Source organism: Microbulbifer sp. CNSA002 (assembly GCF_047324085.1).
Classification (GTDB): domain Bacteria; phylum Pseudomonadota; class Gammaproteobacteria; order Pseudomonadales; family Cellvibrionaceae; genus Microbulbifer.
Window position 1 is genome coordinate 1741881 of record NZ_CP172449.1, and the last position, 24686, is coordinate 1766566.

Here is a 24686-nt window from a genome sequence, read left to right on the forward strand (position 1 = left end):
GTCACCTCTATTTTTCCCTGGCTTTTCTCTGTGCTTTTAAATCGTTGGGCTCTGTTTCCCTGTATTGTATTTTCCACTAATTAAAGTTGTTAGGTTTATTATTTTTGCAATGGGTGCTATGGAGATAGGGAAGAAGGTGTGTAGGTACAGAGCCCGTAAGGGATGCGGGCTCTATCGTAGGTATTGAGTTGGCTGTAGCTACATATTTTGTGTGGCTGCAGAGTTGCCTCCAAACCAACCCAGCAGACGCTTGAGTTTTGAAGCTAACTTGCCGCGCTTGGCCTTTCTGTTTTTGTCAGCATCGCTGACTAACCAGGCTACCTGGATAACCAATCTTTTACCTTCGAAAGGCAAGTGTCCGTGGAATGAGTTATCGGCTCGCTTAAATGCGGCCAGGGTACCGTACGAAGGTTTTACCTCTGGGGCTGCGGTATCTTCAAAGTTATCGCCGCTTTTTAAGAAACGCAGGCAGCCTGTGCCGTCCAAGGACCACTCCGGGTTCAGGTAGAGCAGGGCGGTAGCAATTTTTGACTGTCCGTCGGTATGGATGCGGCCGTGGCGTTTCTTGAGTGTACGGCTAATGGAAACATAGGTTGGGTATTGAGAAAGATTCTCAATACCCAGGTTGTTGCCAATAGCATCGGCAAATTCCGGAGCCCTAAACTGTTCAATCAGTTCATTTATTGTGGTGCCACAACTGCTTCTATCGTAGGGAAGGTAGCCGGCCCCTTTAAGCTTTGGGAAGTCTTTGATAAAGGATGCCATCAGGTTCTCGGCCAGCAAGTTCTTGGCAACGAAGAAAGGAAATGGCTGTTGGTGAATCTGGCTTTCTTGGCCAATTAAAGTAGTAGCGTCGAGCCAGGGATCGATATGGGTGGCGAGATTGTTCATAGACACGCATCCTTACGAGCAGAAGAATTGGCCCTTTTGGGGGTCCAGCTTTATGTCGACTTCTGAGATTACCCACTTCCTTGAGGGTACAGCGAGAAACAGGTACTGAATCTCACGACGGTGTGAAAATACCAAAACTACAATTCAGTGCCAATTTAAATAGCGCTTTTCAGTGTGAATCAGTGGGCATTCTTGCGAAAGATCAAGGGTTGCTAAAATGTTGCTCGCTGAGACAATGCAATTAGCGCTGGTGCCGGTATAATGCCGTTCAGATTTGTCAGAGCGGTTTTATCCTGGAATGTCTGTGACCCCTAAGTCCCAAGTTGTGCTGCAAGTGAGAGATCTCGCCTGCGAAAGGGATGGTCGGCGCTTGTTTGAGGGCCTTCAGTTTTCTCTTCAAGCCGGCGCTGCAATTCAAATCAAAGGTAGTAATGGCGCGGGTAAAACGACCTTGCTGCGCACTTTGATTGGCAGTAGCAGTGATTTCACTGGGGAGATCCTTTGGTGTGATACCGCCTACCCGCAATCGCTCTCGGCGATGCGTGAATCCTTACTATATATCGGGCACAGGGGCGGAGTGCGCAGTGGCCTGACTCCGCTGGAAAACCTCACCTGGTATGGTGCTGACCATGAGGACGCGCTCAATGCCCTCGATAAAGTCGACCTGACCGGCTTTGAGGACAGCTTGTGTCACTCCCTTTCCGCCGGCCAGAATCGCCGGGTTGCCCTAGCGCGATTATTTCTACCTGATTCCCCTCGATTGTGGATACTCGATGAGCCACTGACCGCTCTCGACGTTGTGGGTGTTGCTGCATTGGAAGAGCAAATGGCGGTCCATCTGTATAGCGGTGGTTCAATTCTGCTGACCTCACACCAACCTCTGTCATTAGCCGGACTCAGCGAGGTTAATTTGTCTGACTATTCAGTCTCTGAGCCTTTTGAGGATTTTGGGGGAGAGCATGTCGACAGTTGATGTCCAAACGCCGGTGAGCGAAGTGCGCAGTGGCCCCGGTTTTATGGCGCTGTTCCGGATTGAAATGCTCTTGGCGTTGAGAAAACGAGCAGATATTGCCAACCCCTTATTATTTTTTGTGACGGTTTTAGCACTTTTGCCGTTAGGGGTAGGACCTGAGCCCGAACTTCTGGCAAAGATGGCTCCGGGCATGATCTGGGTAATGGCCCTACTGTCCACCATGCTATCCCAGGAAAGCCTTTTTAAAGGTGATTTCGAAGATGGCACCCTGGAGCAGCTCACCCTGTTACCACAACCGCTTTATTTTGCGGTTCTTGCAAAATCCCTGGTGCACTGGATTGCCACAGGCTTGCCGCTGGCATTGCTGTCGCCGCTGCTCGCCTTAATGCTGAATCTGCCCGTGGATGGTTATGTTTGTTTGCTGGTTTCCCTATTGCTGGGAACTGCAAGTTTGAGTTTGATCGGGGCCATTGGTGCAGCACTCACTGTTGCCTTGCGCCGCCCCGGTTTGCTCTTGGCACTAATTGTTATGCCGCTGTATGTGCCCGTGCTAATCTTCGGCACCGGCGCAGTACAGGCGGCAATTGATGGCTATGCCTACAGCGCCCAACTGGCGATATTGGCAGCACTCCTAGCGGCTGCTGCGGCACTGGCGCCACTCGCTGCTGCGGGTGCAATACGTATTAGCCTGGATAATTGATTTGGAGGTCTTTCTTGGCTTGGCAATGGTTTCACCGCCTGGGTTCGCCCCGCTGGTTCTATCAAAAAACTGAAGCCTGGCTGCCATGGCTGGCGCTGGCTAGTGTTGTATTGCTCGCTGTAGGCAGTGTTTGGGGCCTGGGTTTTGCCCCAGAAGATGCCAAGCAGGGCAATAGTTACCGCATTATCTTTATCCATGTACCCGCCGCCTTCCTGGCGCTGGCCGGTTACTACATTATGGCGATCAGCGGTGCTATCGGCTTGATCTGGAAGATGAAGCTCTCCTTTGCGGTGATGCGCGCTGCCGCGCCGATCGGTGCGGTATTGACCTTTGTATCGCTATTTACCGGTGCCGTGTGGGGTAAACCTACCTGGGGTGCTTACTGGGTATGGGATGCCCGCATTACTTCGATGCTGATACTCCTGTTTCTCTATGTCGGCGTTATGGCACTTACCCACGCAGTGAACCGGGAGCAAGTCGCCGACAAAGCTTCTGCGCTGCTGGCTCTGGTGGGCACCGTGAATATCCCGATTATTTACAAGTCCGTAGACTGGTGGTTTACCTTGCACCAGCCCGCGACCATTCGCCTGACCGAATCCAGCAGTATTGATCCGAGCATGTTCTACCCGCTGCTGACCATGATTATCGGTTTCTACTGTATGTATGCCTGGACCCTGCTGACTCACACCCGCACTCTGCTGCTCAAGCGCGAGATGCGCACCAAGTGGGTACAGGAAGAACTGGCGGGAGGTCGATAGAGTGGAGTTTCAATTTGCCAACCTGGCTGATTTCCTAACGATGGACGGCCACGGTGTATTTGTGTGGGTGTCCTACGCGGTGACTTTCCTGAGTCTCGCGGGGATGGCTCTCTACCCTTACATTGCCCGCCGTGGCCTGAAGGCAGAGCTGGTGCGACAGCAGAAAATTGCCCAGCGCCGCCGCCAGGCAGTGAGTGAGCGCACAGTAACCACAAAGAAAGAAACAGTAGAGGAACCGGCTTAATTTCAATTTGCTGGGTTCCAGCGGATAGGGCGATGGAGAACCTATCGGCGCAACAGAATTAAATAGTTATGGAGTAGGACTTAGACAATGCACCCTGTACGCAAGCAACGCCTGATACTCGTACTTGTCCTGGTGGTATTGTCCAGTGCAGCAGTAGGTTTTGTAGCCTATGCGATGCGCGGCAATATCGATTATTTCTATGCCCCCAAGGCCTTTGCAGCGGGTGAAGTCCCGATGGAAAAGCGGATTCGCGCGGGAGGCTGTGTTGTCCCGGGCAGTGTGCAGCGAGCTACTGATAGCCTGGAAGTCCAGTTTGTGATTACTGATGGCGAGGCTCAACTCTCCGTAGTCTTCGACAAAATCCTGCCGGACCTATTTGCCGAAGGCGAAGCAGCAGTGATTACCGGCCAGTTGATGCCAAGCGGTGTTCTGCGTGCGGACCAGGTGCTGGCCAAGCACGATGAAACTTATACGCCACCTGAGGTAGCCGACACCATGGTTTCCCATGAAGGTTGTTCCGATGGAGCGAAAATATGATCCCTGAGCTGGGCCATTTTGCGTTAATTGTCGGCTTGCTGCTTTCGGTTGCTCTTGCAACAGTGCCGATGGCCGGTAGCTATTCATCGCGCCCTGTGTGGATGGATGCGGGGCGTCCGCTGGCTCTGGGTATTTTTGCGTTCGTTCTGATCGCTTTTGCCTGCCTGACCACTTCTTTTGTGCAGAGTGATTTCACGGTTAATTACGTAGCACAGAACTCCAACAGTATCCTGCCGGTTTATTACAAAGTTACCGCTGTATGGGGTGGGCATGAGGGCTCCATTCTGTTGTGGCTTTTGATTCAGGCTGGTTGGGCTGCGGCAGTAGCGCTGTTTGGTAAGCAGCTGCCCCCAGAGCTTTCCGCGCGGGTTTTATCCGTACTCGGTTTTGTACTGATCGGGTTTTTCCTGTTTATTCTGCTTACCTCCAACCCATTTGATCGCACCCTGCCATTCCCACCGATGGAAGGTTCTGACCTGAACCCGCTGTTGCAGGACCCGGGTATGATTTTCCATCCGCCCTTGCTTTATATGGGGTATGTGGGTTTCTCGGTTGCCTTTGCTTTTGCCATTGCGGCACTGCTCGGTGGCCAGTTGGATGCGGTGTGGGCCCGTTGGGCAAGACCCTGGACGGCTGTGGCTTGGGGCTTCCTGACTTTGGGTATTGCCCTGGGTAGCTGGTGGGCTTATTACGAGCTGGGCTGGGGTGGCTGGTGGTTCTGGGACCCGGTTGAGAATGCATCCCTGATGCCTTGGTTGGTGGGGACTGCCTTGATGCACTCCTTGGCGGTAACTGAGAAACGTGGGCTGTTTAAGAGCTGGACTATCCTGCTGGCGATTTTCGCTTTCAGTCTCAGCCTGCTCGGCACCTTCCTGGTGCGCTCAGGGGTGATTACCTCGGTGCATGCATTTGCTACTGATCCACTGCGAGGTAGCTTTATTCTGGGCTTCCTGGCTGTAATTGTCGGCACTTCGCTGCTGTTATTTGCCCTGCGCGCACCGACAGTCAGCGCTCGCAGTGTTTTCTCTTTCCGCTCTTTGGAAACCTTCCTGCTTGGCAATAACATCCTGTTGATGCTGATTATGGGCATGGTTTTGACCGGTACTCTTTACCCGCTGCTGGCCGACGCCATGAACTGGGGCAAGGTGAGTGTGGGTCCGCCCTTCTTTAATCTTTTCTTCGTGCCACTGATGGTTGTTCTCTGCCTGTTGGTGGGTATGGGCGTGCGCGCCAACTGGAAAGACAGCCGCTGGGACAAACTGCTGAGCGCATGGCGTTTGCCATTTGTCGCTTCGTTGGTAGTTGCGTTGCTGTGGACCCTGGCCCTGGGAGATTTCCACTGGGGAGCGGCGCTCGGAATCTTTATTGGTATCTGGGTCTTTGCTTCCAGCATCGCTGATATCGTGGCTAAAACCCGCAACTCCAGCTCATTCTTTGCCGGCCTTAAGCGTCAGAGAGCCAGTTACTACGGTATGCATATCGCACATATCGGCCTGGCAGTTTCGGTGCTGGGGGTAGTACTGACCACGGTTTACAGCATTGAGGAAGATGTGCGTATGGGTGCAGGGGACAGTTTCCAGGTTTCCGGTTACGACTTCAAATTTGACGGTGTTCGTATGGTTCAGGGGCCTAATTACCGAGCCTTTGAAGGTGTATTGCATGTCAGCAAGGACGGGAAGCCGGTAGCAGAGCTGCATCCCCAGAAACGCAATTACCTGTCTGGTGGCAACACCATGACAGAGGCGGCGATCGATACTGGATTCTTCGGCGATATTTATGTGGCCCTCGGTGAGCCGATGGACAGGTCTAACCCAAGCGGTGATTGGGCTGTGCGACTTCAGTACAAAGCCTTTGTGGTATGGATTTGGTTGGGCTCGCTTCTGATGGCGATTGGTGGAGCTATTGCTGTAGCGGATAAGCGCTATCGCAAAGCGAAGGCCGCTAAACCTGTAGATGTAGAAGTTACAGGCAATGTTGCTACGGCGTAATAGTTGGAAAGGATAATGTCTAGACTCAAACTCTTTTTGCCCCTGGTAATATTTGTCGTGTTGGCCCTGTTATTTTGGCGGGGCCTCTACCTGAATCCACAGGAAATGCCATCGGCCTTGCTGAATAAACCGGTGCCGGAATTCTCTTTGCAAAAAGTGGCGGATAACAGCCAAATTGTAGAGAAGAAAGATCTTCCCAATGGCCCGCATTTGATGAATGTGTGGGCCACTTGGTGTGTAGCTTGCCGGGTAGAGCACCCCTATTTGAATGCTCTGGCTGAGCAGGGTGTGCCGATCGTTGGCGTTAACCTCAAAGATGAGGATGACGCAGCAATCAAGTGGTTGGAAAAATTCCACAATCCCTACTTGTATAGCCTCGCCGATAGAGATGGCCGTTTGGCGCTGGACCTTGGTGTTTTCGGTGCGCCGGAAACTTTCCTGGTGGATTCCGAGGGGACTATTCGCTGCAAGCACGTAGGCGTTGTCGACAATAAAGTCTGGCAGACCAAGCTCCAGCCTTTGTACGAAAAATTAAAAAACCAGCGCTGGGACGATATTGTCGGTGAGTTATCAGATTCCCTCATCTCCCGTTGTCAGTGAGACAGAAGAAAAGAAGAGCCGTTTTATTTGTTGGCTGGGGCCAGTAGAGAATAAAGCGGCTTTTCAACAACAGCTGGATACTGTCCGCGCTCAATATCCCGATGCAAGCCACCACTGTACCGCGTTGGTGATCGGCAACCCTTCCAACCCGGAAGTAATGCAAGCAGATGACGACGGCGAGCCCGGTGGTAGCGCGGGGCGACCAATGCTGGAATTGCTGTTGAAACAGGGTGTCGGTAATGTGGGCGCTATAGTGACCCGCTATTTTGGTGGTACCAAGCTTGGGGTGGGTGGCTTGATGCGCGCCTATCGCGGTGCGGTAGGTGCAGCGCTGCAAGATATTCCTTTACAGCCTTTTATTCCCCTGCTGCATGTTTCGGTTTGCTGTGATTTTTCCCAGGAAGCCCGCCTGCGCTTTTTGGTGGGGCGTCACCAGGGGAGTTGTGGGCAGGCGGAATATGCCAGTGATGTCACTGTGCCAGTTTCACTCCCCCAGGATCAGTGGTCGCAATTGCAGGCGCAACTATTGGCAGAGGGCTTTCAGCTTCTCGATGATCAATAGTTCTTTCAAATGATGCCGTACTTGGCAAGCTTGGCTATCTCAGCCCCGGAATAGCCAAGCTCAGCCAGGATATCCTTGGTGTCTTCTCCCAGGGTAGGTGCCCGCTTGAAATTAACCATCTCTCCATCGCAGCGAATTGACGGTGCCAGTATTTTAATATCCTTGCCGTGATCACCGGGTATTGTTTGGATGCGGTCGGTATCGGAAACAAAGGGATTTGTCAGCGCCTGCTCAACATCATATACCGGGGCTGCCGGCACCTGACCAGCTAAAATTTTCAGCCACTCTGCAGTATCTTTTTTTGACAGTATCTCATCCAGTATTTCAGTTAATTCCGATTGATTTTTTCTGCGTTCCCTGAAATTTACAAACTTGGGTGCGTTAACTAATTCTGGATGTTCAATACATTGACACAGGGCTTCCCAGAATTTTTCCTTGTTGCACATCAGGTAAATCCAGTCGTCCTTTGTCTTATAAAGTTGACAAGGGCTTAGGGAAAAATGTGCTGATCGTGGCACCCGCTTTTGGTTGTGCCCTGCATTTAATTGCCACATGGCCACATAACTTAAATTGTATAAAGCGTTATCAAAAAGGCTGACATCGATATCTCGCCCCTTGCCAGTTTCCCTGGCATTAAGTACACCAGAAACAACGGCCAGCGCGAGAGCCACCCCTGTGGATAAATCCACCAGGGACAGGCCGCACCGGGCAGGTGGACTGTCAGGTTCACCAGTTAGCTTGAAATAGCCTGCCTCTGCCTGCACGGGGTAATCATATCCCGGCCACTTGGCCCTATCGCCACTGCGGCCGTAGGCAGTCAGGTGGGCGCAAACGATCTTGGGGTTCAGCTTTCCCAGTTTTTTGTAAGTAATACCCAGCTTGCCCGGTACGTCTCCCCGTAGATTGTCGGCCAGTGCATCTGCACTAAGAATTAATTTGTGCAAGATTTCCTGCCCTTGGGGAGAGGAAAGGTTGAGGGATAAACTGCGTTTGTTGTGATTGAAAGCCTGGAAAAAAAGGCTGCTATTATCCCCAGGTTCATTTTCCAAGAAGTAAGGGCCTACGGTACGGCCTACATCTCCTCCGTGGGAGATATCTTCGACCTTGATGATTTCCGCTCCCAGATTTGCCAGATATAAGGTGCCAAAAGGGCCTGCACCATATTGTTCCACCGCCACAATCCGCAAGCCTGAGAGAGGTAACATGTCGGAATAATCCACTAAATATAGATATGCCGTATTCCTCAGAATAGAGCAAGAGTCGTAAATTAGATGGGATTGGCTGGTAGATATTGGGAATAGTCGGTCACCCGTATTTTAGTGACCCTCTGACAGGCAGGGCTAACTGAAGGTGAATGTCGCGATTTAATACAGAGTTGCTAGTCTTTTGGGTGAGCTACTGGATTGGCTTGGAATCCGGTTGTAGAGAAGGGCACCGGGAACGGATATCCGGCTATCTGTCAATTTGTTGAGAGGGTGCCGCTAGATGGGTAGTGTCATTAACAGAAGCAAGTATTTTCGCAGCGTCCTGTTTGTCCCTGCGACCCGGCCGGATCGCTATGAAAAAGCAATGGCCAGCGGAGCTGATATTGCCTGTGTGGATTTGGAAAATGCCGTTTCCCTGGAAGATAAAGATACTGCAAGGGAGCAGGTGGTCAATTTCTTTACAGGAAAGGATATTGTTCCCACTCAGCGCGCGTTGAGAATCAACCAGCTCGACAGCGATTGCGGCATCAAGGATATGTTGATGCTGCTAGATCTGCCGCAACTGCCAGATGTTGTGATTCTTCCCAAGGTTCAATCAGCAGAAGAAGTGATTGGTTTTTGCCAGGTTATGGCCCCCTCCCATAAAACGATTCGAATAATAGCCCTGATTGAATCCCCAAAAGGTTTGGAGAATGCGTTGAGTATTGCCCAGGTAGAGGAGGTGGTTTGCTTGGCCTTTGGCGCGGCTGATTACAGTGCAACAGTGGGGTCAGATATGAGCTGGGATGCTCTTTTATATGGCAGGGGGCGGCTGGTTCAGGCTGCCGCATTTGCAGGCATTGATGCTGTAGATGGCCCCTATTTGGAGCTGGATGATGAAAGAAGCCTAATTGAGGAAACACAGAGGGTCTCCGCCCTGGGGTTTTCTGGAAAAATAGCCATCCATCCAAAGCAAATTAAACCGATTCACCAAGGGTTGGCACCATCTAGTGAGGCGCTCTCTCATGCTCAGCGAGTACTGAAAGCTTATAAAGAAAATCATGGTGGAGTTCTTGTAGTTGATGGACAGATGGTGGATATGCCCGTGGTTGAGCGGGCACTGAAAACTGTGGCGGCCTCGAAGGGATTGTGACCGTACTGTAGCAGAGCCAAACTCACCGGAGCCTTACGGTAAGGCAAGAGGTTTCTATGCCCCGCTATCATTTTCCTGCGTATATAAAAACCGGTAAAAATCGCTATCGAGAGCGTTACGGTCTCGATTTTGAAGACTTTAAGGTAGGGCAGGTTTTTCACCATAGGCCTGGCGTTACCATTAGCCAGCACGATAATAAGGAAGAGTGCATCAAGACCTTAAATCAAGCCATGCTGCATTTTGATGAGTGTTACACCGCCCAAACTGAATTCGGTAAGCCGTTAATCGATACTACTTTAGCGGTTCAACAGCTAATGGGTTTGATCTGGAAGACCTACAATCGAAGGAAAAAAATTGTTGGTTGGAGAAAAATTTCCATGGTGGCACCCGCTTATGGCGGTGATACCTTGTATTCTGAGAGTAAGGTTCTCGAAGTCCAGGCAGGTAGTGAGTATGACGACGCGGGGCTGGTAGAAATTGTTATATTTGGAAAGAATCAAGACAAGAAGACTATTTGCGAAATACAGTGTGACATGTTGATCTTCAAACGCAATCACCTGCCTTTCTCTGCGAACGGCTACTAAGTTTCCATTTTCCATATTTAGGTGACCTCAATGAAAGAGTCATTTAATTTTTTGCGGGAAGTAGAAGATAACGTTTATATAGAAACGGTCGGAATAGACTTTGAAGATTTTGAAGTGGGGCAAATATTCGAGCATCGTCCAGGTCGAACCTTCACTGAAGCTAGCTGTGTCGACTATGCACTTCGCTCATTCGATCTCAGCCCGTTTATCACTGATAAGGTATATGCGCGTCGAGTTTATGGTGATAGGCAACGAGTATTGGAGACATTTGTTTTAAGCGCAATGGCGCATACAACTAGGACGTTTGGAAAGGTTGTAGCCAACTTGGAGATGAGTGACTGTGAGTTGCAGCCAGTTTATGTGGGAGATACTTTATACTTCGAATCTGAGATACTTTCCAAAAGGGAGTCAAAATCAAGGCCTGAACAGGGGTTGCTTAGCATATATTCCCGCGCTCAAAATCAACATGGTGAATGGGTTTGCGCCTACAAGCGAACGTTACTTGTTTATCGTAAGAACTTTGGTCCCTATAAGGCTGCTGGATACTGATTTCGCAGCCTAGCCAGGCGCTTTTTTCCTACTCTGGATTGTCGAGAGTGGTATAGCGCAAGTAGTAAAATTCAAGAAGCTTTCTAGTATAGCGATGGATCGAAAAGAGTATCCTAGTATATCCCTGCTTACACTATTTTAAATAGTGGCTGTACCGTCCCCGCCTGTTGCTAATACTTCAAGGGAATAGTTACATCAATTGTAAAATCTGTGTAAACGGATTGATTTATGCAGATTTACGTATGTCGTCAAAACGAGGAAAATGTTGGTATATTGTGCGGCTGTAAGATGTCTTTAGGGGTACCTTTGTACAAAGTGACAAATAGCTTCTTTGTATACCCTTAAAGATAAATATCTTAACTCAGTAGGTAGGAACAGACAAAGGGAGTTATGCAGTGACTCAGAGATGCTGCGAATGTCAGTTGACACATTTGTCATGATTAGTGATGGGTGCTTACCGTCTGTAGATAGTGAAAGCAAGAAAGCCACGTGTAAGATTTTCAAATTGATAAAAGAGCACAGGGTAGTTTACCCTGATATTTATTCAAATGAAGATGAATTAGATAAATATACATATGAAGTACTACAGATCAGAAGTGCCTGTTAAGAAGAATGCATCTGGTAAGTACTAAGGCTATCATGCTTTCTGGGGGCAGCGCTTCGAGCCTCTCCATGAGTGATTGGCATTAAGTGACTATGGTTGATAGATCGACATTATTGAAAGAACTTAGAATTTCCTGTGATCCAGATTTTGGCATGTGTTTAGAGTTTTTCAGTTGGGATCATCTCGATTATATCGAGGATATTTTAGCTGAGCACTTCGATATTGAGTACGAGTTCAAAATACAAGATTCGGAGAACTCTAGGTACGCGCTCTTATTTGGCAATAGTGTTGAAGAGAGTATCCTGGAAAATGCCTTATTGGCTATAAATCGCTGTCATGCGTATTCTCGGCAACTTTACGTCACAATGTAGGGTGTTACTTGATAAGCTGATGCCGTGTTTTTCGATCACATGAGCCTGCATTGGGCAGTCAGGTAGCGCTGGCTTGTCTGAGATGTGGATGTTAATTTTTCTACAAGATGGAGTGAGTTTTGGGTAATCGGGATTTGATATTCATTAGGCAGGCAATGCTGATACCTGTGTTTGCACTGTATAATATTTTCTTGGGGTTGTTTTTGCCAGGCTATAGTATTGTGACTCAGCATATTAGTGAGCTAGCTCTGGAGTCACCTTTCTTTTCATATTCACATAGGCTTACAGATATATTGATTGGTCTTTCTATGTGTATATTTTCACTGGCTTGTTTGTCTCTCGTAAAGGCTAAATTTACTTTCTTAACGATGTTTGCATTTGGTGTGACATGGATTTTTGCGGGGCTCTTTATTATGAATAGTCCATTGCATGATGTATATGGGCTAACAAGTATCTTAATGGTTGTTCCTGTAATATTTGCTTTAGAGATGCGCAATTATTATATCTCAAAGAAATTCCAGGATTTATGCGTACTTGTAACCTTGATTCACGTTGCTTTCTTTTGGTTCTTTAGTTACGGATATATGCCTGTTGAATACAAAGGAGTTACACAAAGGATTTGGGTGGCAGTTACTTTGATATGGTATGGCCTGGCAGCTTATCAGCTTTCATCGTCGGCCAAAAAGAAGGTGCATGGACAAGTTGCGTCATATTCTATGCCTGTTACGTAATGCGTTAAGGTATCAAATCAGATGAATAAAGAACCGTAGGAATTTACTCAAAAAGTAATCTACTTGCGGGAGATAGAAAGAGTGTCAATTTAAAGAAAAATTTCAATATAACAAAGCTGGGAAAATAGTTTAAAAAAATTAGAGAGAGAAAAATTTGGATATTCAGATACGCAAAGAGGGTAAAAGAGATATTGAGCCAATCCACAGAGTCACTACCTTGGCTTTTCGGGATGCTCCGCATACTGATCACTCTGAGCAGTTTATCGTGAAGGCCCTTCGCCAAGCTGACGCATTATTTATATCAAAGGTGGCTGAAGTGGATGAAGATATTATAGGCCACATTGCCATTTCTCCAGTTGTTATTTCTGATGGCTCCGCCAACTGGTTCGGGCTCGGGCCGATTTCAGTACTACCTGAGTATCAGAGCAGAGGAGTTGGCTCAAAGCTTGTTCGGAGCGCCCTGGTTGACCTCAAAGAACAAGGTGCGGCAGGCTGCGTTGTACTGGGGGAGCCTACTTATTACGGGCGTTTTGGCTTCAAAGTTGTCGAAGGACTGGTTTTACCTGATGTACCCGTAGAGTACTTCCAGGCACTGTCGTTTGATGACGATTTTCCAAGCGGAGAGGTTGTATATCACAAAGCATTCTCGGCTCGAGCTTAACTGCCAGCTGTACTGCGATGGACCTTCCACCGTTTTACAGATAGAAATGGGCGGACGAGTAAGATTGTATGTTCTATAGCCATGACAATGAATATACGAGCAAATGCGTATCCAGCTTTTGAGAGACGCTAACTTTATTCAGGTGGGGCGTGGTTGTGGATATGCGTCAGAATAGGAAAGTTATCTCTACCGAAATTAATAAGCAGGTAGAATTTATATTAAGTGATACGAGAGTGGGTCCATGAGTATAGAAATTAGACATAGTAGAAAAGAAGATATTCCTGAAATTAAAGATATATATGCTCAGTCTTCCTGCTATGCGGGAACACTTCAAGTCCCATACCCTTCAATAGATAAATGGGAAAAGTTTCTGGGGAATATCCCCGATAACTTTTATAGCATCGTAGCTGTCCTGGATGGGATGATCGTCGGTCAAATTGGAATGGAGGTATTCTCGAATCCAAGGCGAAAGCATGTCTCAAATATAGGTATGGCAGTAAGTGAAGAGCATCAAAAGAGTGGGGTTGGCTCAAAGCTTTTAGAGGCAATGCTCAACTTATCTATTAACTGGCTTGCCGTTCGCCGTATAGAGTTAGAGGTTTATACTGATAATGAACAGGCTATAGGTCTATATAAGAAGTATGGATTTGAGGTCGAAGGCACTGCAAAAAATTATGCATTTCGAAATGGTGAGTATGCTGATGTCTATCTTATGGCTAAGGTAGTTTAGTTCAATATAACCTAGTGGTTGAAGGCTATATACTACGAAAGGTAAGGTTGATATAACTGTTGATAGTATGCCCTCTGGTACCTTTGAGAGGAGGGATACCTTTATTTTGGTTTATGAACATGGAGTTTTGCTCAAGGATGTCTGAAATTAATATTCGCTCTGCGAATGAGAGGGATCTAGCTAGGTGCTTTGAGATTGAATCTGTATCTTACGCAGGAAGCGAGGCAGCAACAAAAGAAAAGATTTTAAAGCGAATTTTGACTTACCCCGAAGGTTTTCTTGTTATAGAGAATAATAAGGAAGTTATAGGTTTTATTAATTCAGGAGCAGCTCACAACGTAGAATTGTCTAATGAAGAGTTTAAAGATCTGGTGGGGCATGATTCGAGCGGGGAAAATATTGTTATTATGTCCCTGGTGGTTCACCCCAAATATCAGGGTAAGGGTATGGCAAATAAGCTTTTGAGCAGCTTTATTAGCTCTATGAGTGAGCTAGGAAAAAAGAGAATTTATTTGATATGTCAAGATGAACTTGTTGGTATGTATTCTAAATATGGGTTTATTCATCAAGGTAAGTCTGATTCTACTCATGGTGGCTTGAGTTGGCATGAAATGTTTCTTACGCTCTAAAGTAAATAAATTGAACCTTGTTGTGTTTTTCTTAGTTTCTTTCTTGGGTCGTTGAAAATTTAGGTCGTACCTATTGGGCTGCATTACTTACAAATAGAATCTGGGCCAGAGGCTAAAAAAGTTGGCACTGGTTGCCAGTGCCGCTATCACCTCGGGGGATTGGCAACTTAAATGTTCCTGTAATACTATTACATAGCACCTTGATTTAATTCTATTTCCATATTGTGAGAGGTGGTAAATAGATAGCGGCGTCTGACAACGGCTTCAGAAAGCATCTCTAACGCCTGATAAGTATCCTTCCAGCCGATACAAGCATCAGTAACCGATTGTCCGTAAGTCATTTTGTCCCAGGGACAAATTTTTTGGCTTCCTTCTTCGAGGAAGCTCTCAATCATTACTGCTGAAATATTTCTTTGCCCTGTACTGATTTGATCGCAGAGAGATTCCGCAACACCCATTTGATTGGTGTGTATTTTCTGGCTGTTGCCGTGGCTGCAATCCACCATAATGCCGGTGGGGAGCGATGCATAGTCAAGCTGAGATATCGCCTGTTCTATGTCCTCAGTATGGTAATTGGGCCTTCTTCCTCCACGAAGAATTAAGTGGCAGTTAGGGTTGCCTGTAGACTGAATAGCTTCAAGTTTTCCATTGTGGGTTGTGGTACAGAATATCTGTTGAGATTGAGCTGCCTGAATTGCATCGATTGCAACTTTGACATTTCCGTCAGTACTATTTTTAAATCCGATAGGGCAGGGAAGTGCAGAGGCTAATTCCCGGTGTGTTTGTGATTCTGTGGTACGAGCGCCAATAGCTCCCCAGGAAATCAAGTCTGCAATGTAGAGTGCATTCAGAGGGTACAGGAATTCAGTGGCAGCTCCTAGTCCCAGTGCATTGATATTGAGTAATAACTCCCTGGCTTTGGTAAGCCCGGTATGCATATCGGCGCTGCCATCCAAATGAGGATCATAAATAAAACCTTTCCAGCCTACGGTGGTACGCGGTTTCTCAAAATATGTACGCATGACAAGACAAAGACTGCTTTCAAACTGGTTTTGAATTTCGGACAGTTTTTGCGCATAGTCTAGCGCAGCTTCAGGGTCGTGAATTGAGCATGGACCGATCACAACCAGCAGGCGGTCATCTTCACCGCTTAGTATTCTGGCAATCTGGTGGCGAGTTCGCTCGATCGCTAAAGCGGTATCAGACGGGCAGGGCATTTTTTGGATCAGCTCGTCATTACCCGGGAGTTTCATATGAGTCCGTGCGCTCAGAATAGCTGGAACGTCAGACATAAAATGGTCCTTCTCATCTTAACGGAAGTGCTGTCGGTATAGTCGGTGGTGATTAATATTCAACGATACTTAATATGCCACCTTGATATGGTTGATAGGTGGCTGTATAGGTGCTTCCACTGAGAACTCTGGAGGAGAGGTCCTGCAAAATTCTTAGTTCTAACTTTTGTTGCTGGGGCGATAGTGAAGTAATTTCAACATCCAGAAAGTCAAAGTACTTTCCGACTTTTGGGTATAGCGCCTTGAAAAGGCTTTCTTTCACTGAGAAAGCTATTATTAGCCACTGTTCCAGAGGAAAACCGCTCTCTGATAGTAGTCTTACTTCTGAGTTACTGACTATATTGTGTTTGATTTCTTCGGCAGTTTTATCTGAAATAATTGTTTCATAATCAATTCCAAGCCCTGTAGACGTAGTGCTGGCTGCACAGATTGCTCGGTTGCTAGCATGGGTAATAGAAGCTTGTACACCCTTTGGCCAAACTGGACAGCGGTTTTTTCCTACAGGGATTTCTTTTACCGGCATACCCAGCTTGCTGAGAGCAAAGTGAGCACAAGCTCGCCCAGCAAGAAATTCGGCCTGTCGGGATGGGACTGCGTTGTTTAATGCATCTGAAAAAGGAATATTAAGCAGTTCAAAAAATGAGTCACAATAGTTTCTCACGCTAAAAGTGGTTTCTATCAGGCAACCAGAAAAGTGATTGGACTCTATATTTTGAAACCCACCTAAAAACGCAGATATTGAGTTGTAACTATCATTAAAAGAGTCCTGGTTCATGATGTCGTAGCTTCTTCAGTATCTATATCTTTTCATCTTGGAGGAGGTACTTGGCGGAGAGGTTCTTCTCTGTGATTTTTTTCATCTGCAGCCCTCTTTAAGCCATTTGATCCTAGAGAGCTAGCGATAACAATACCAACTACTGCAGAGAAAAAATAAAGAATCCCGGCCATAGAGGCAAGTATTTTATATAGAATACTAACTCCCAAATTACCAAAGGTATTGTCTATGAAATATTGGGTGGCCCATAGGTTGTTTGTTCGACCATGGTGTTGTAACTGGTTCTTATCATCAATGTGAGTTAGCGTCGCTTCCCAGTTAGAGCCGATCCATATTTTTATGATGGGAATTAAGCGATAGCTGCCTATCCATTGCTTCTTTACCTTCGAACTTTGCGGCTGGCTGCCAGGCTTATAAAGAACTAGAGCGGTGAGATAAAATAGATTTGAGTGCATGACAGCTGTAATGACAGTCCCTGTGTTTTTAAGCTTGAGCAATATAGACAGGTCTATCCCCGATATTAATTTTTAAGAAGAAGTAATGATGTGTCACTAGGCTACCCCAGCTAGAGACTAAACGCAAATAAAAATTATTATCATTTGGGGTTTTGGTGAAGTGGCGCCACATTTTCTTCCAAGCCCAGGAATTGGTTGATTTCCAGCTTCTCGTGCTGACTATTTTTTATCCACCATTTCCTGTTTGGGATTGTGAGGCAATGGGTTTTCTGCAGAAATTAACTAGCGGGTAGCTCAGGTTGCTACTGGTGGCATCAAGTGGCTTTATGAGTAGGTGTTATGGGTGGTTTGCCAAGGCTAAGATGGCAGGAATTCGCAACTCTGTGGGAGCGCTCACCTCTAATCCCTATAGCCGATTTATTTTGTAAAAATAGAGCTTCACTGTTTGATTTCTGTAGTAAATTTCCATGTGCTGAATATGGTTATTACACCATTTCCATGGATATTATTAACCCTAATGAGGTTGCCTGTATTTGTAAGGGCTTGCTAACTGATGGCTTGGGGCCGGATATTGTGGTCAATGCAGTGGTATTCAGTAGGTTGGGGTATACCCGACCTGATATTTTATGAGCGGGAGGAGCGCTTATTGATAAATGTAATAACCTCTTTCCTTGATGAAAGAGCTGGCTCACTATTTTAAGAGTGTGAAAAAGTTGTCAAAGGCCAAAAATTACCATCTCAATCGTTTTATTTTACGCATTTAAATTTCTATTACGAATGGGCTAATTTATTTGGTGCTTCTATTTTCAATTTACCCTGGTTTATTGCCTGCTTTTGACGACGTGTCTCTTTTTGCTGTATTTTTGTCTTTATTGGGGGTAGGAAACTATTTTTCTTGAAAGGTGGCCTTCTAAGTTATCGCGACACTAGCCACTATAACTATAACTTTACTTTTTAACCTCCTCCGCCTCTCACTTTATCCTATTTCTGGTTTTTCTTTTCACTGAAGCTTGGTAGGGTTGCGCGCGATTCAATCCATATTCCTTGGGGAGGGATGTTGTGAAGTTTAAAAGCAGTTCGGTAGTTATTGCATGTGGTGTGATCTTGAGCGCTTGTGGGGGCGGCTCATCTGGAGGAGGAGATGATAGTGGCGGAGGTTCCTCGATCTCAGAGGCGGCGACTCCCTACCTATATTTCAACTCAGCAAAAGTGTTCACTTTTGAATGGTCAGATGTTGAAGGTGCTACCTATTATCAACTTCTTGAGAACAAAGATGGGCAATCTGGCTATGAAGTAGTTAGCGATAAAATTTCTGCAGGTTCTGAAGTCGTAGAAATTAAGGTGCCTCTATTTGAGCGATTGAATGCTCGCTATATATTGCAAAGCTGTGATGATACAACTTGCCTGGATTCAACTGAAATATCGATTGATGAGGAAGTTGTCGATAGTATTGGTTATTTTAAGGCTGGTAATGCCGAAGCCGGTGACCAGTTTGGTTGGTCTGTAGCGATTAGTGATGACGGCTCTACCATAGCTGTTGGTGCGACTGGCGAAGATAGTAATGAGTTAAATGAATTTAATAATGCAGCTAGCGGGTCAGGTGCTGTATATATTTTTGATTATGGTGAATATGGTTGGGTTAACCGAGCCGTTTTAAAAGCTTTAGAGGTTGAAAGTGGAGCTGCATTTGGATCTGCAGTGAGCCTTAGTGGCGATGGGAGTACTTTGGCTGTTGGTGCCTATAAAGAAAATGGTGAGGATGATAACTTTTCGGCTGGCGCAGTTCATATATTCACCCGTGAGGATTTAGAGTGGACTCACAGCGCTAAACTAAGAGCAGATAATCATGGGTACTATGATTTTTTTGGGCGGGCGTTGAGTTTAAGCGGTAATGGAACAACCTTGGCAGTTGCAGCCCCATCTGAAGATAGTAGTGCTACCGGTGTCAATAGTGGCCCTGATAATGACGACGCTTTGGATTCTGGTGCAGTATATATCTTCCAGTATTCTGGGGTTGAGTGGGGTCAAGAAGCTTATTTGAAGGCAAGTGATAGTAATTCAAATATGGACTTCGGTTCATCCGTTAGCTTGAGTGATGATGGTTCCATTCTGGCGGTTGGTGCTATTGGTGGGCATGGTGGCAGGGGAGCAACTTATATCTTCTCCAATAATGGAGGCTGGGCTCAGCAACAGCTACTTACTGCAGATAGTGCAAGAGTGGGCGATCGTTTTGGTTGGGATGTTAGTTTTAGTAGCGACGGCAACCTGCTCGCTGTGGGCGCCCCACTTCAGGCAGGTGCTTCAGAGGACCCTGATGATCGCGATGGCTTCAATAATGGCGCTGTCTATCTATTTTCATACGAAGAAGACTCTTGGTACCAAAGTGCCTACCTTAAAGCGAGTAACACCGATGAAGATGATGCTTTTGGTACGTCTATTAGCCTGAACAATGATGGCTCACTACTTGCGGTAGGTGCTCAGGAGAGTAGTGCTGGTATAGGTTTCTATGCTGATAGCACTGACAACTCGGCATCTAGGGCGGGCGCGGCCTATATGTATTCGATGGTTGATGGACAGTGGATTGAGAGTACTTACCTGAAAGCTAATAACACCGATGAGCGTGACTACTTTGGAACTTCAATCGCTTTAAGTGGCGATGGCGATACCCTGGTAGTGGGCGCTCCAGAAGAGCAGGGCTCGGATACTGGGATTATGGCTGATCCAGATTTAAATGATGCGGATGCTGCGGGAGCTATTTATATCTACTAGTTAGACGATATCTTTCTCAATCTCTAGGAATATTTCTATATCAGTTGGACCCATATTCGTGGGTCCAACCATGCTTTACCAACCTGTCTTCTGTAAGGTGAGACCTCAATTTCTTTCCTTTATTTCTCTCTCTGAATTTTACTGTTGGTACGATCGAGAGATTAGGGCTAAATTTTTTTAGCCCTATACTTTGAATATTCTATTTACTTTGCATATCTAGCAAGCAATGGTAGGTGATTGGATTTTCTTTTTGCTAGTTAATGATTAACTTCTTTCTTGGTTGTCAAAGGTTAGGGTTTTTCGTTTTGGTGTTGGGTATCTTGATTTCAAGTATTATTAAACTAGGGTGAATTTGAAAAAGATAATTTTAGCTACCCCCAATTGATTGCGAGCATATCCAATCATTATCGCTCACACGGTTATAAATTAGAGTGCCTGCACGATCACTAGCCCAAAACGCACTATGTGCTGTTTGTGAAGCTGGTTTAATGGGAATTTGAACCCAATTCAGAAAACTCTTCCCTGCTACGGTAATGAGAGCTTGATTCTTCAAGCTTTCGAAAAGTCACAGGGATGATCCAAGTCTAAATAGCAGTTGTTAGTTGAGGTTTCACAAGCCCGATACATAAAAGAATATAGGCACAAAAATGATCTTATTGGAATTTATTAAGTTTGTTTTAATGTCAAAGTTGCGTAAAATCGATAGATATTTTTAGTGTTTTGATCGTAATTAAGTGAGTCGATTGAAAGGCTTTAGAAAGTGAATGCCTCGGGAGAACCAAGAATTTTCTAAAAGACCCATCCCCTAAAAGGAGAACGGTAGCGTGACATAAGAGTAAGTAAAAGGCGCTGACCCAAGGTGCTACCAACACCCAGGGCCAGCTAACCAAATTGATAAGCTCAGTATCAAAATGGCTATATGGATAATACGCTAGAAACCCGCTCGTCTTCAATAAAGTGGAGTACATTCAGTAGTTTGGGACCAATTCCCAAGCTCTGGAAGTCTAGCGCCCGCCTTTTCCTCTTCTGTGCCTACCGCCCTCGCGCACCACCCCATATTTCCTCCAAACGTTGAATCACAAGTTCCCCCATCCCGGAAGTGCCCAAACTTTGATTATTGAAGGAAATGAGTATGTTGATTTTAAAGCGACGGACAGGTGAGTATCTAAGAATTGGAGCAAATGTCTCAGTCACAGTGCTGGAGGTAAAAGGTAATCAAGTTAAGATAGGCATAAGCGCACCCAAGTCACTGCCTATCCATCGTGAAGAAGTCTATGTGAGGATCAAAAAGAAACAGAAATTGGAGGCTTGAATATGTCGTAAGGGGGACAATTCTGGGGGGCAGGCGATTAAGAAGCTAGACTCCAAACATAAAGTTTTAGCCTTTGGCTGGCAGGCGATATACGCACTCTGGTTCGAGTGTCTCTTTGCTGCCAAAGGGCTCTTTTGAATATCAAAGCTAGTTAGGTGGCGGAAGGGCTAATTGTTTTATGTTAGGTGAACTTTAGAATTCTCCAACTGTTTTATATTACAAGTTGAACTTGCAATCCTTGCTAAAAAGCCAGTTTTTATTCATGATCTTTTGAAAATACCTTCCACCTTATATCGATGCAGCGATACTTCCGAGCTTCTTTTGCAATTGCACTTAATAAGGCTTGGGTAATCTCCTCTTTTTGGTTTGCATCGCAATCCCCGATATATAGCTCACTGATAATAGCCCAGGCCGCCGAGCTTTCATTTTCTGGAATAATATTAAAGCTGATATACCCCTCAAGGTTGTGGTCTTGTTCCACAACCAGCACTTGATGCTCTTTCCTCTGAAACAACCTATTTTGCAATTCAAGTTGGGTAATATGGAAAGAGTCAGTTGAATTATTATGCCTGGCTAAGCAGCGCATCATATTGTAGAGATAAAAACAGTCGGTGGGGTGGGCATGGCGAACAAACATATCAGTACCATTTAATCAGTATTTCTTTGAGTCGGCGTTTGATAGCTTGACACATCCTTATGCCAAGCTATGTCATCCTGTAAGGGGCTAACAATAGAAGTTAAATGGATTTGGCTGTTTCTTGGGTGAGGGTAAACCCTTCATCTAGCCATCCGGTGATGCCGCCGATCATTTTCTTGACCGGCCTGTTAAGTGTGGCCAGCCTGATAGCTGCTTTTTCTGTCGCATTACAGTGTGGGCCTGCACAATAGACGACAAATAAAATATCTGAAGGGTATTCGCTCAGCCTGTCTTTATTGATACGGCTGTATGGTAAGGATTCGGCTGTTTGTATATGTCCATTTTTATAAGCCTCTTCACCTCGCACATCTAAAAGTACGAAATCCTTGCGATTTTGGCTGACTGCGTGGTGTACATCCCAGCAGTCTGTTTCAAAAGATAGGAGGTTTTGGAAGTGGTTTAGCGCATCTTGGCTGTTGGCAGCGGGCACTCTACTTACGGCTGAACTCATAAATTACTCCCGGTGATTTCTCGGTGGTTCGTCAGGTTTCCAAGTGGCGATAGTGTCCCTTTTTGGTTGCTTCCGAGCGATCTACCTCTGAGCCAGATAGCATTAATTTTGCGCCAATTCTGCGTGCAAACTTGTGGGTCGGTTTTGGCTAGTGGGATTCGGCTTTACTTATTTGAGGATGATGGTGATTTACCTATTAAATTATGCTTCAAAGGTTGAGGGTTTTATTCCCAGCATTGCTTTCAATAACTGCTCAACGGGGTATGCTGGGTTGGATTTATTCGTTAACCTAATTTACTTAACTGCTGAGGGTTAGGGGTACCTATGTCGACGTTGGCACAAAAGCCTAATAAGAGCCAGAAAGTGGCTGTTCTCGCTCACCGGCAGGTTTCACTCTTCGAACTCGGTTGCGCTACCGAACTCTTTTGCCTACCCCGACCTGAACTTAGCGAGCTCTACACCGGTGAAATTGTGACTTTCGCTGAGGAAAACCCTCTGGCGACCGGCGGTCTGGCTCTGGCTTGTCGGCAGGTAGAGAGTTTGATGGATTATGATCTGCTGGTGATTCCCTGTTGGTCGACCAATGCACAACCACAAGATGCTTATTTGGAGCGCGTACATAGGGCGGTGGCTGAGTTTGCCGCTGCCAGCCGCCAGATTCTTACTTTTTGCTCCGGTGCTTTTCTGCCTGCGGAATTGGGACTATTTGATGGTCGGCAGGCGACTACCCACTGGTTGTTTGCGGAGCGTTTTCGTGAGCGCTTTCCTGCGGTGGAGTATGTGGGAGACGTTCTCTATGTGTGGGAGGATGCACTGGCTTGCGCTGCGGGTAGTAGTGCGGCCATCGATCTGGGGATTGAGTTTTTGCGGCGCAGCCATGGTTATGAATTGGCCAATTCGGTGGCTCGTCGGCTGGTGATGGCACCCCATAGGCAGGGTGGCCAGGCCCAATATGTGGAGATGCCGGTTGCCAAACGGCCGGATCACTTCTCCGCTGCGCTGGATTGGGCGATTGGCAATTTGGATGGCGCTATCAAAATTGATGATATGGCGCAGCGCGCTCATTTATCCCGCCGTAGTTTTGACCGAAAGTTTCGCCAGTCGATGGGAATTGCTCCCAAGGAGTGGCTGATTCAGCAGCGCTTGCGGGCGGCGCAGAAGGCGCTGGAGTCCGGTAGGGAGTCTGTAGATCGGGCAGCCCAACTGGCTGGTTTTGAGAGTAGTGCGACCTTGCGTCACCATTTCCGTCGGGCGTTTGGGATCTCACCCAGTGAATATCAGCGCCAATTCCAGGTTTCCGCCAAAGTGGCGGTTGAGGCTTAACGTTGGCCGCGTGTTGGTACGGCTATGGGGAGTCGGTACCTTTGGTTGATACACCCCCGGGCACTAAAGGGGTATGATTCGGTCTCTATTGCCTGATGACAGTACAGACTACGAAGGAATTATGACGAAACAGCGCGTATTAACCGGTATTACAACAACCGGTACCCCACACCTGGGGAACTATGTGGGTGCAATCCGCCCGGCGATCGCCGCGAGTCAGGATGAAAACAACCAATCGTTCTACTTTCTGGCCGATTACCATGCACTGATTAAGTGCCAGGACCCGGCACAGGTCCATCAGTCCACCCTGGAGATCGCTGCAACCTGGCTTGCCTTGGGCCTGAATACCGACAATGTGGTGTTCTACCGTCAGTCCGACGTCCATGAGATTCCTGAATTAACCTGGCTGCTCACCTGTATGACCGGCAAGGGCCTGATGAACCGTGCCCACGCTTATAAAGCAGCGGTAGATGCCAACCGCGCCGATGGCGAAGATTCCGATTTTGGCGTCACCATGGGGCTGTATAGCTACCCGATCCTGATGGCCGCGGACATCCTGATGTTCAACGCTAATAAGGTGCCGGTGGGTAAAGATCAGGTACAGCATATCGAAATGGCTCGGGATATTGCCCAGCGCTTTAACCACCACTACGGCGAGCACTTCGCTTTACCAGAAGCGGTAGTTGACGACCACGTAGCTGTGTTACAGGGCCTCGATGGCCGCAAAATGAGTAAGAGTTACGGCAACACTATTCCGCTGTTCCTTCCTGAGAAGAAGCTGAAAAAGCACATTAATAAGATCAAAACCAACCTGCTGGAGCCGGGTGAGCCAAAAGATCCGGATACTTCCACTGTATTCCAGGTTTGGCAGGCATTTGCCAGCGAAGAACAGACAGCTGAAATGCGTAAAGCTTTTGAAGAGGGCATTGCCTGGGGTGAGGCCAAGAAGCAGTTGTTTGAGCTGGTGAACGGCCAGATCGGTGAGGCTCGCGAGCGCTACAATGAGCTGCTGGCTAACCCAGACCAAATTGAAACGGAGCTGGAGAAGGGGGCTATTAAGGCTCGCGCTTACTCTGCGCCCTTTATCGAGAAGTTGCGTCACGCGGTTGGTATCCGCAAGATAGGTTAGAGCTTTTCCTGAAAAAGCAGGAGGCCGTGGAGTA

27 protein-coding genes are annotated in these 24686 nt (G+C 46.9%); 20 read left to right on the forward strand and 7 right to left on the reverse strand.

Translation table 11 applies throughout. From position 1 onward, the window contains the following. Positions 1-198 precede the first annotated feature (198 nt). Positions 199-891, reverse strand: coding sequence for a 2OG-Fe(II) oxygenase (locus ACG1BZ_RS07770; protein ID WP_413665103.1), 693 nt, complete (start codon positions 889-891; stop codon positions 199-201). 298 nt (positions 892-1189) lie between these two features. Between ACG1BZ_RS07770 and ccmA the strand changes: the two genes are divergently transcribed. From ccmA to ACG1BZ_RS07810, 8 genes are all read left to right on the forward strand, one after another. Further along, positions 1190-1864: a cytochrome c biogenesis heme-transporting ATPase CcmA gene (ccmA, locus tag ACG1BZ_RS07775; RefSeq protein WP_413665104.1), complete on the forward strand. Its 675-nt coding sequence runs from the start codon at positions 1190-1192 to the stop codon at positions 1862-1864. Continuing rightward, the gene (gene ccmB, locus ACG1BZ_RS07780) at positions 1851-2564 is read left to right on the forward strand and encodes a heme exporter protein CcmB (RefSeq protein WP_282933519.1); all 714 of its coding nucleotides are present in this window, start codon (positions 1851-1853) and stop codon (positions 2562-2564) included. Before ccmA ends, ccmB begins: the two co-directional genes overlap by 14 nt. A gap of 14 nt (positions 2565-2578) precedes the next feature. Next, on the forward strand, positions 2579-3322 hold the full coding sequence (locus ACG1BZ_RS07785) for a heme ABC transporter permease (protein ID WP_282933518.1): 744 nt from the start codon (positions 2579-2581) through the stop codon (positions 3320-3322). A 1-nt stretch (position 3323) separates the two neighbouring features. Beyond that, complete coding sequence (ccmD, locus tag ACG1BZ_RS07790) at positions 3324-3566, forward strand: heme exporter protein CcmD (protein ID WP_413665105.1); 243 nt, start codon at positions 3324-3326, stop codon at positions 3564-3566. An 87-nt stretch (positions 3567-3653) separates the two neighbouring features. Next, positions 3654-4103, forward strand: coding sequence for a cytochrome c maturation protein CcmE (locus ACG1BZ_RS07795; RefSeq protein WP_413665106.1), 450 nt, complete (start codon positions 3654-3656; stop codon positions 4101-4103). Next, the gene (locus ACG1BZ_RS07800; protein WP_413665107.1) at positions 4100-6091 is read left to right on the forward strand and encodes a heme lyase CcmF/NrfE family subunit; all 1992 of its coding nucleotides are present in this window, start codon (positions 4100-4102) and stop codon (positions 6089-6091) included. The genes ACG1BZ_RS07795 and ACG1BZ_RS07800 overlap by 4 nt, the downstream gene beginning before the upstream one ends. 15 nt (positions 6092-6106) lie before the next feature. Then, positions 6107-6691: a DsbE family thiol:disulfide interchange protein gene (locus ACG1BZ_RS07805; RefSeq protein ID WP_413665108.1), complete on the forward strand. Its 585-nt coding sequence runs from the start codon at positions 6107-6109 to the stop codon at positions 6689-6691. Continuing rightward, a complete protein-coding gene (locus ACG1BZ_RS07810; protein WP_413665109.1) occupies positions 6654-7253 on the forward strand; it encodes an IMPACT family protein in 600 nt (199 codons plus the stop codon). The genes ACG1BZ_RS07805 and ACG1BZ_RS07810 overlap by 38 nt, the downstream gene beginning before the upstream one ends. A gap of 5 nt (positions 7254-7258) precedes the next feature. Here the strand turns inward: ACG1BZ_RS07810 and ACG1BZ_RS07815 are convergent, their stop codons facing one another. After that, positions 7259-8458, reverse strand: coding sequence for a CaiB/BaiF CoA transferase family protein (locus ACG1BZ_RS07815; RefSeq protein WP_413665110.1), 1200 nt, complete (start codon positions 8456-8458; stop codon positions 7259-7261). 280 nt (positions 8459-8738) lie between these two features. On the opposite strand from ACG1BZ_RS07815, the gene ACG1BZ_RS07820 reads away from it, so the two are divergent. From ACG1BZ_RS07820 to ACG1BZ_RS07855, 8 genes are all read left to right on the forward strand, one after another. Continuing rightward, entirely contained in the window at positions 8739-9590 is an 852-nt protein-coding gene (locus ACG1BZ_RS07820; protein ID WP_413665111.1) for an HpcH/HpaI aldolase/citrate lyase family protein, read from the forward strand. A 56-nt stretch (positions 9591-9646) separates the two neighbouring features. Continuing rightward, on the forward strand, positions 9647-10174 hold the full coding sequence (locus tag ACG1BZ_RS07825) for a MaoC family dehydratase (protein ID WP_413665112.1): 528 nt from the start codon (positions 9647-9649) through the stop codon (positions 10172-10174). A gap of 30 nt (positions 10175-10204) precedes the next feature. Next, positions 10205-10723, forward strand: a complete 519-nt coding sequence (locus tag ACG1BZ_RS07830; protein ID WP_413665113.1) for a MaoC family dehydratase — start codon at positions 10205-10207, stop codon at positions 10721-10723. A 717-nt stretch (positions 10724-11440) separates the two neighbouring features. After that, positions 11441-11698 (forward strand): hypothetical protein, encoded by a 258-nt coding sequence (locus tag ACG1BZ_RS07835; protein WP_413665114.1) that lies wholly within the window; start codon positions 11441-11443, stop codon positions 11696-11698. A gap of 119 nt (positions 11699-11817) precedes the next feature. Beyond that, a complete protein-coding gene (locus ACG1BZ_RS07840; RefSeq protein ID WP_413665115.1) occupies positions 11818-12429 on the forward strand; it encodes a DUF998 domain-containing protein in 612 nt (203 codons plus the stop codon). Positions 12430-12583: 154 nt separating this feature from the next. After that, the gene (locus ACG1BZ_RS07845) at positions 12584-13090 is read left to right on the forward strand and encodes a GNAT family N-acetyltransferase (RefSeq protein ID WP_413665116.1); all 507 of its coding nucleotides are present in this window, start codon (positions 12584-12586) and stop codon (positions 13088-13090) included. A 241-nt stretch (positions 13091-13331) separates the two neighbouring features. Next, positions 13332-13820: a GNAT family N-acetyltransferase gene (locus tag ACG1BZ_RS07850; protein ID WP_413665117.1), complete on the forward strand. Its 489-nt coding sequence runs from the start codon at positions 13332-13334 to the stop codon at positions 13818-13820. A gap of 137 nt (positions 13821-13957) precedes the next feature. Continuing rightward, positions 13958-14449, forward strand: a complete 492-nt coding sequence (locus ACG1BZ_RS07855; RefSeq protein ID WP_413665118.1) for a GNAT family N-acetyltransferase — start codon at positions 13958-13960, stop codon at positions 14447-14449. A gap of 188 nt (positions 14450-14637) precedes the next feature. Here ACG1BZ_RS07855 and ACG1BZ_RS07860 read toward each other — a convergent pair whose 3' ends face one another. From ACG1BZ_RS07860 to ACG1BZ_RS07870, 3 genes are read right to left on the reverse strand one after another with little or no spacing between them, the layout of a single operon-like run. Then, positions 14638-15741: a 3-deoxy-7-phosphoheptulonate synthase gene (locus ACG1BZ_RS07860; protein ID WP_413665119.1), complete on the reverse strand. Its 1104-nt coding sequence runs from the start codon at positions 15739-15741 to the stop codon at positions 14638-14640. A gap of 52 nt (positions 15742-15793) precedes the next feature. Further along, on the reverse strand, positions 15794-16516 hold the full coding sequence (locus tag ACG1BZ_RS07865) for a 4'-phosphopantetheinyl transferase family protein (protein ID WP_413665120.1): 723 nt from the start codon (positions 16514-16516) through the stop codon (positions 15794-15796). 32 nt (positions 16517-16548) lie between these two features. Next, positions 16549-17013 carry a hypothetical protein gene (locus tag ACG1BZ_RS07870; RefSeq protein ID WP_413665121.1) on the reverse strand — a complete coding sequence of 155 codons (465 nt, stop codon included), beginning with the start codon at positions 17011-17013 and terminating at the stop codon, positions 16549-16551. 1017 nt (positions 17014-18030) lie between these two features. On the opposite strand from ACG1BZ_RS07870, the gene ACG1BZ_RS07875 reads away from it, so the two are divergent. Continuing rightward, on the forward strand, positions 18031-19740 hold the full coding sequence (locus ACG1BZ_RS07875; RefSeq protein ID WP_413665122.1) for a hypothetical protein: 1710 nt from the start codon (positions 18031-18033) through the stop codon (positions 19738-19740). Positions 19741-20872: 1132 nt separating this feature from the next. Then, entirely contained in the window at positions 20873-21052 is a 180-nt protein-coding gene (csrA, locus tag ACG1BZ_RS07880) for a carbon storage regulator CsrA (protein ID WP_413665123.1), read from the forward strand. 256 nt (positions 21053-21308) lie between these two features. Here the strand turns inward: csrA and ACG1BZ_RS07885 are convergent, their stop codons facing one another. Continuing rightward, entirely contained in the window at positions 21309-21689 is a 381-nt protein-coding gene (locus ACG1BZ_RS07885) for a hypothetical protein (protein WP_413665124.1), read from the reverse strand. Between the two features lie 100 nt (positions 21690-21789). After that, positions 21790-22200, reverse strand: a complete 411-nt coding sequence (locus ACG1BZ_RS07890; protein WP_413665125.1) for a rhodanese-like domain-containing protein — start codon at positions 22198-22200, stop codon at positions 21790-21792. 324 nt (positions 22201-22524) lie between these two features. Between ACG1BZ_RS07890 and ACG1BZ_RS07895 the strand changes: the two genes are divergently transcribed. Both ACG1BZ_RS07895 and ACG1BZ_RS07900 read left to right on the forward strand, forming a co-directional pair. Further along, positions 22525-23523 (forward strand): helix-turn-helix domain-containing protein, encoded by a 999-nt coding sequence (locus ACG1BZ_RS07895; protein ID WP_413665126.1) that lies wholly within the window; start codon positions 22525-22527, stop codon positions 23521-23523. A gap of 121 nt (positions 23524-23644) precedes the next feature. Continuing rightward, positions 23645-24652, forward strand: coding sequence for a tryptophan--tRNA ligase (locus ACG1BZ_RS07900; RefSeq protein WP_282933487.1), 1008 nt, complete (start codon positions 23645-23647; stop codon positions 24650-24652). Positions 24653-24686 lie beyond the last annotated feature (34 nt).

What these genes read in the sequence shown, in the direction of transcription:
- ACG1BZ_RS07860 (WP_413665119.1), bottom strand. Translation starts at nt 15,741, where the DNA reads ATGTCTGACGTTCCAGCTATTCTGAGCGCACGGACTCATATGAAACTC.
- ccmA (WP_413665104.1), top strand. Translation starts at nt 1,190, where the DNA reads ATGTCTGTGACCCCTAAGTCCCAAGTTGTGCTGCAAGTGAGAGATCTC.
- ACG1BZ_RS07850 (WP_413665117.1), top strand. Translation starts at nt 13,332, where the DNA reads ATGAGTATAGAAATTAGACATAGTAGAAAAGAAGATATTCCTGAAATT.
- ACG1BZ_RS07805 (WP_413665108.1), top strand. Translation starts at nt 6,107, where the DNA reads ATGTCTAGACTCAAACTCTTTTTGCCCCTGGTAATATTTGTCGTGTTG.
- ACG1BZ_RS07800 (WP_413665107.1), top strand. Translation starts at nt 4,100, where the DNA reads ATGATCCCTGAGCTGGGCCATTTTGCGTTAATTGTCGGCTTGCTGCTT.
- ACG1BZ_RS07890 (WP_413665125.1), bottom strand. Translation starts at nt 22,200, where the DNA reads ATGAGTTCAGCCGTAAGTAGAGTGCCCGCTGCCAACAGCCAAGATGCG.
- ACG1BZ_RS07900 (WP_282933487.1), top strand. Translation starts at nt 23,645, where the DNA reads ATGACGAAACAGCGCGTATTAACCGGTATTACAACAACCGGTACCCCA.
- ACG1BZ_RS07865 (WP_413665120.1), bottom strand. Translation starts at nt 16,516, where the DNA reads ATGAACCAGGACTCTTTTAATGATAGTTACAACTCAATATCTGCGTTT.
- ccmB (WP_282933519.1), top strand. Translation starts at nt 1,851, where the DNA reads ATGTCGACAGTTGATGTCCAAACGCCGGTGAGCGAAGTGCGCAGTGGC.
- ACG1BZ_RS07885 (WP_413665124.1), bottom strand. Translation starts at nt 21,689, where the DNA reads ATGTTTGTTCGCCATGCCCACCCCACCGACTGTTTTTATCTCTACAAT.
- ACG1BZ_RS07855 (WP_413665118.1), top strand. Translation starts at nt 13,958, where the DNA reads ATGTCTGAAATTAATATTCGCTCTGCGAATGAGAGGGATCTAGCTAGG.
- ACG1BZ_RS07770 (WP_413665103.1), bottom strand. Translation starts at nt 891, where the DNA reads ATGAACAATCTCGCCACCCATATCGATCCCTGGCTCGACGCTACTACT.
- ACG1BZ_RS07795 (WP_413665106.1), top strand. Translation starts at nt 3,654, where the DNA reads ATGCACCCTGTACGCAAGCAACGCCTGATACTCGTACTTGTCCTGGTG.
- ACG1BZ_RS07830 (WP_413665113.1), top strand. Translation starts at nt 10,205, where the DNA reads ATGAAAGAGTCATTTAATTTTTTGCGGGAAGTAGAAGATAACGTTTAT.
- csrA (WP_413665123.1), top strand. Translation starts at nt 20,873, where the DNA reads ATGTTGATTTTAAAGCGACGGACAGGTGAGTATCTAAGAATTGGAGCA.
- ACG1BZ_RS07820 (WP_413665111.1), top strand. Translation starts at nt 8,739, where the DNA reads ATGGGTAGTGTCATTAACAGAAGCAAGTATTTTCGCAGCGTCCTGTTT.
- ACG1BZ_RS07815 (WP_413665110.1), bottom strand. Translation starts at nt 8,458, where the DNA reads ATGTTACCTCTCTCAGGCTTGCGGATTGTGGCGGTGGAACAATATGGT.
- ACG1BZ_RS07895 (WP_413665126.1), top strand. Translation starts at nt 22,525, where the DNA reads ATGTCGACGTTGGCACAAAAGCCTAATAAGAGCCAGAAAGTGGCTGTT.
- ACG1BZ_RS07825 (WP_413665112.1), top strand. Translation starts at nt 9,647, where the DNA reads ATGCCCCGCTATCATTTTCCTGCGTATATAAAAACCGGTAAAAATCGC.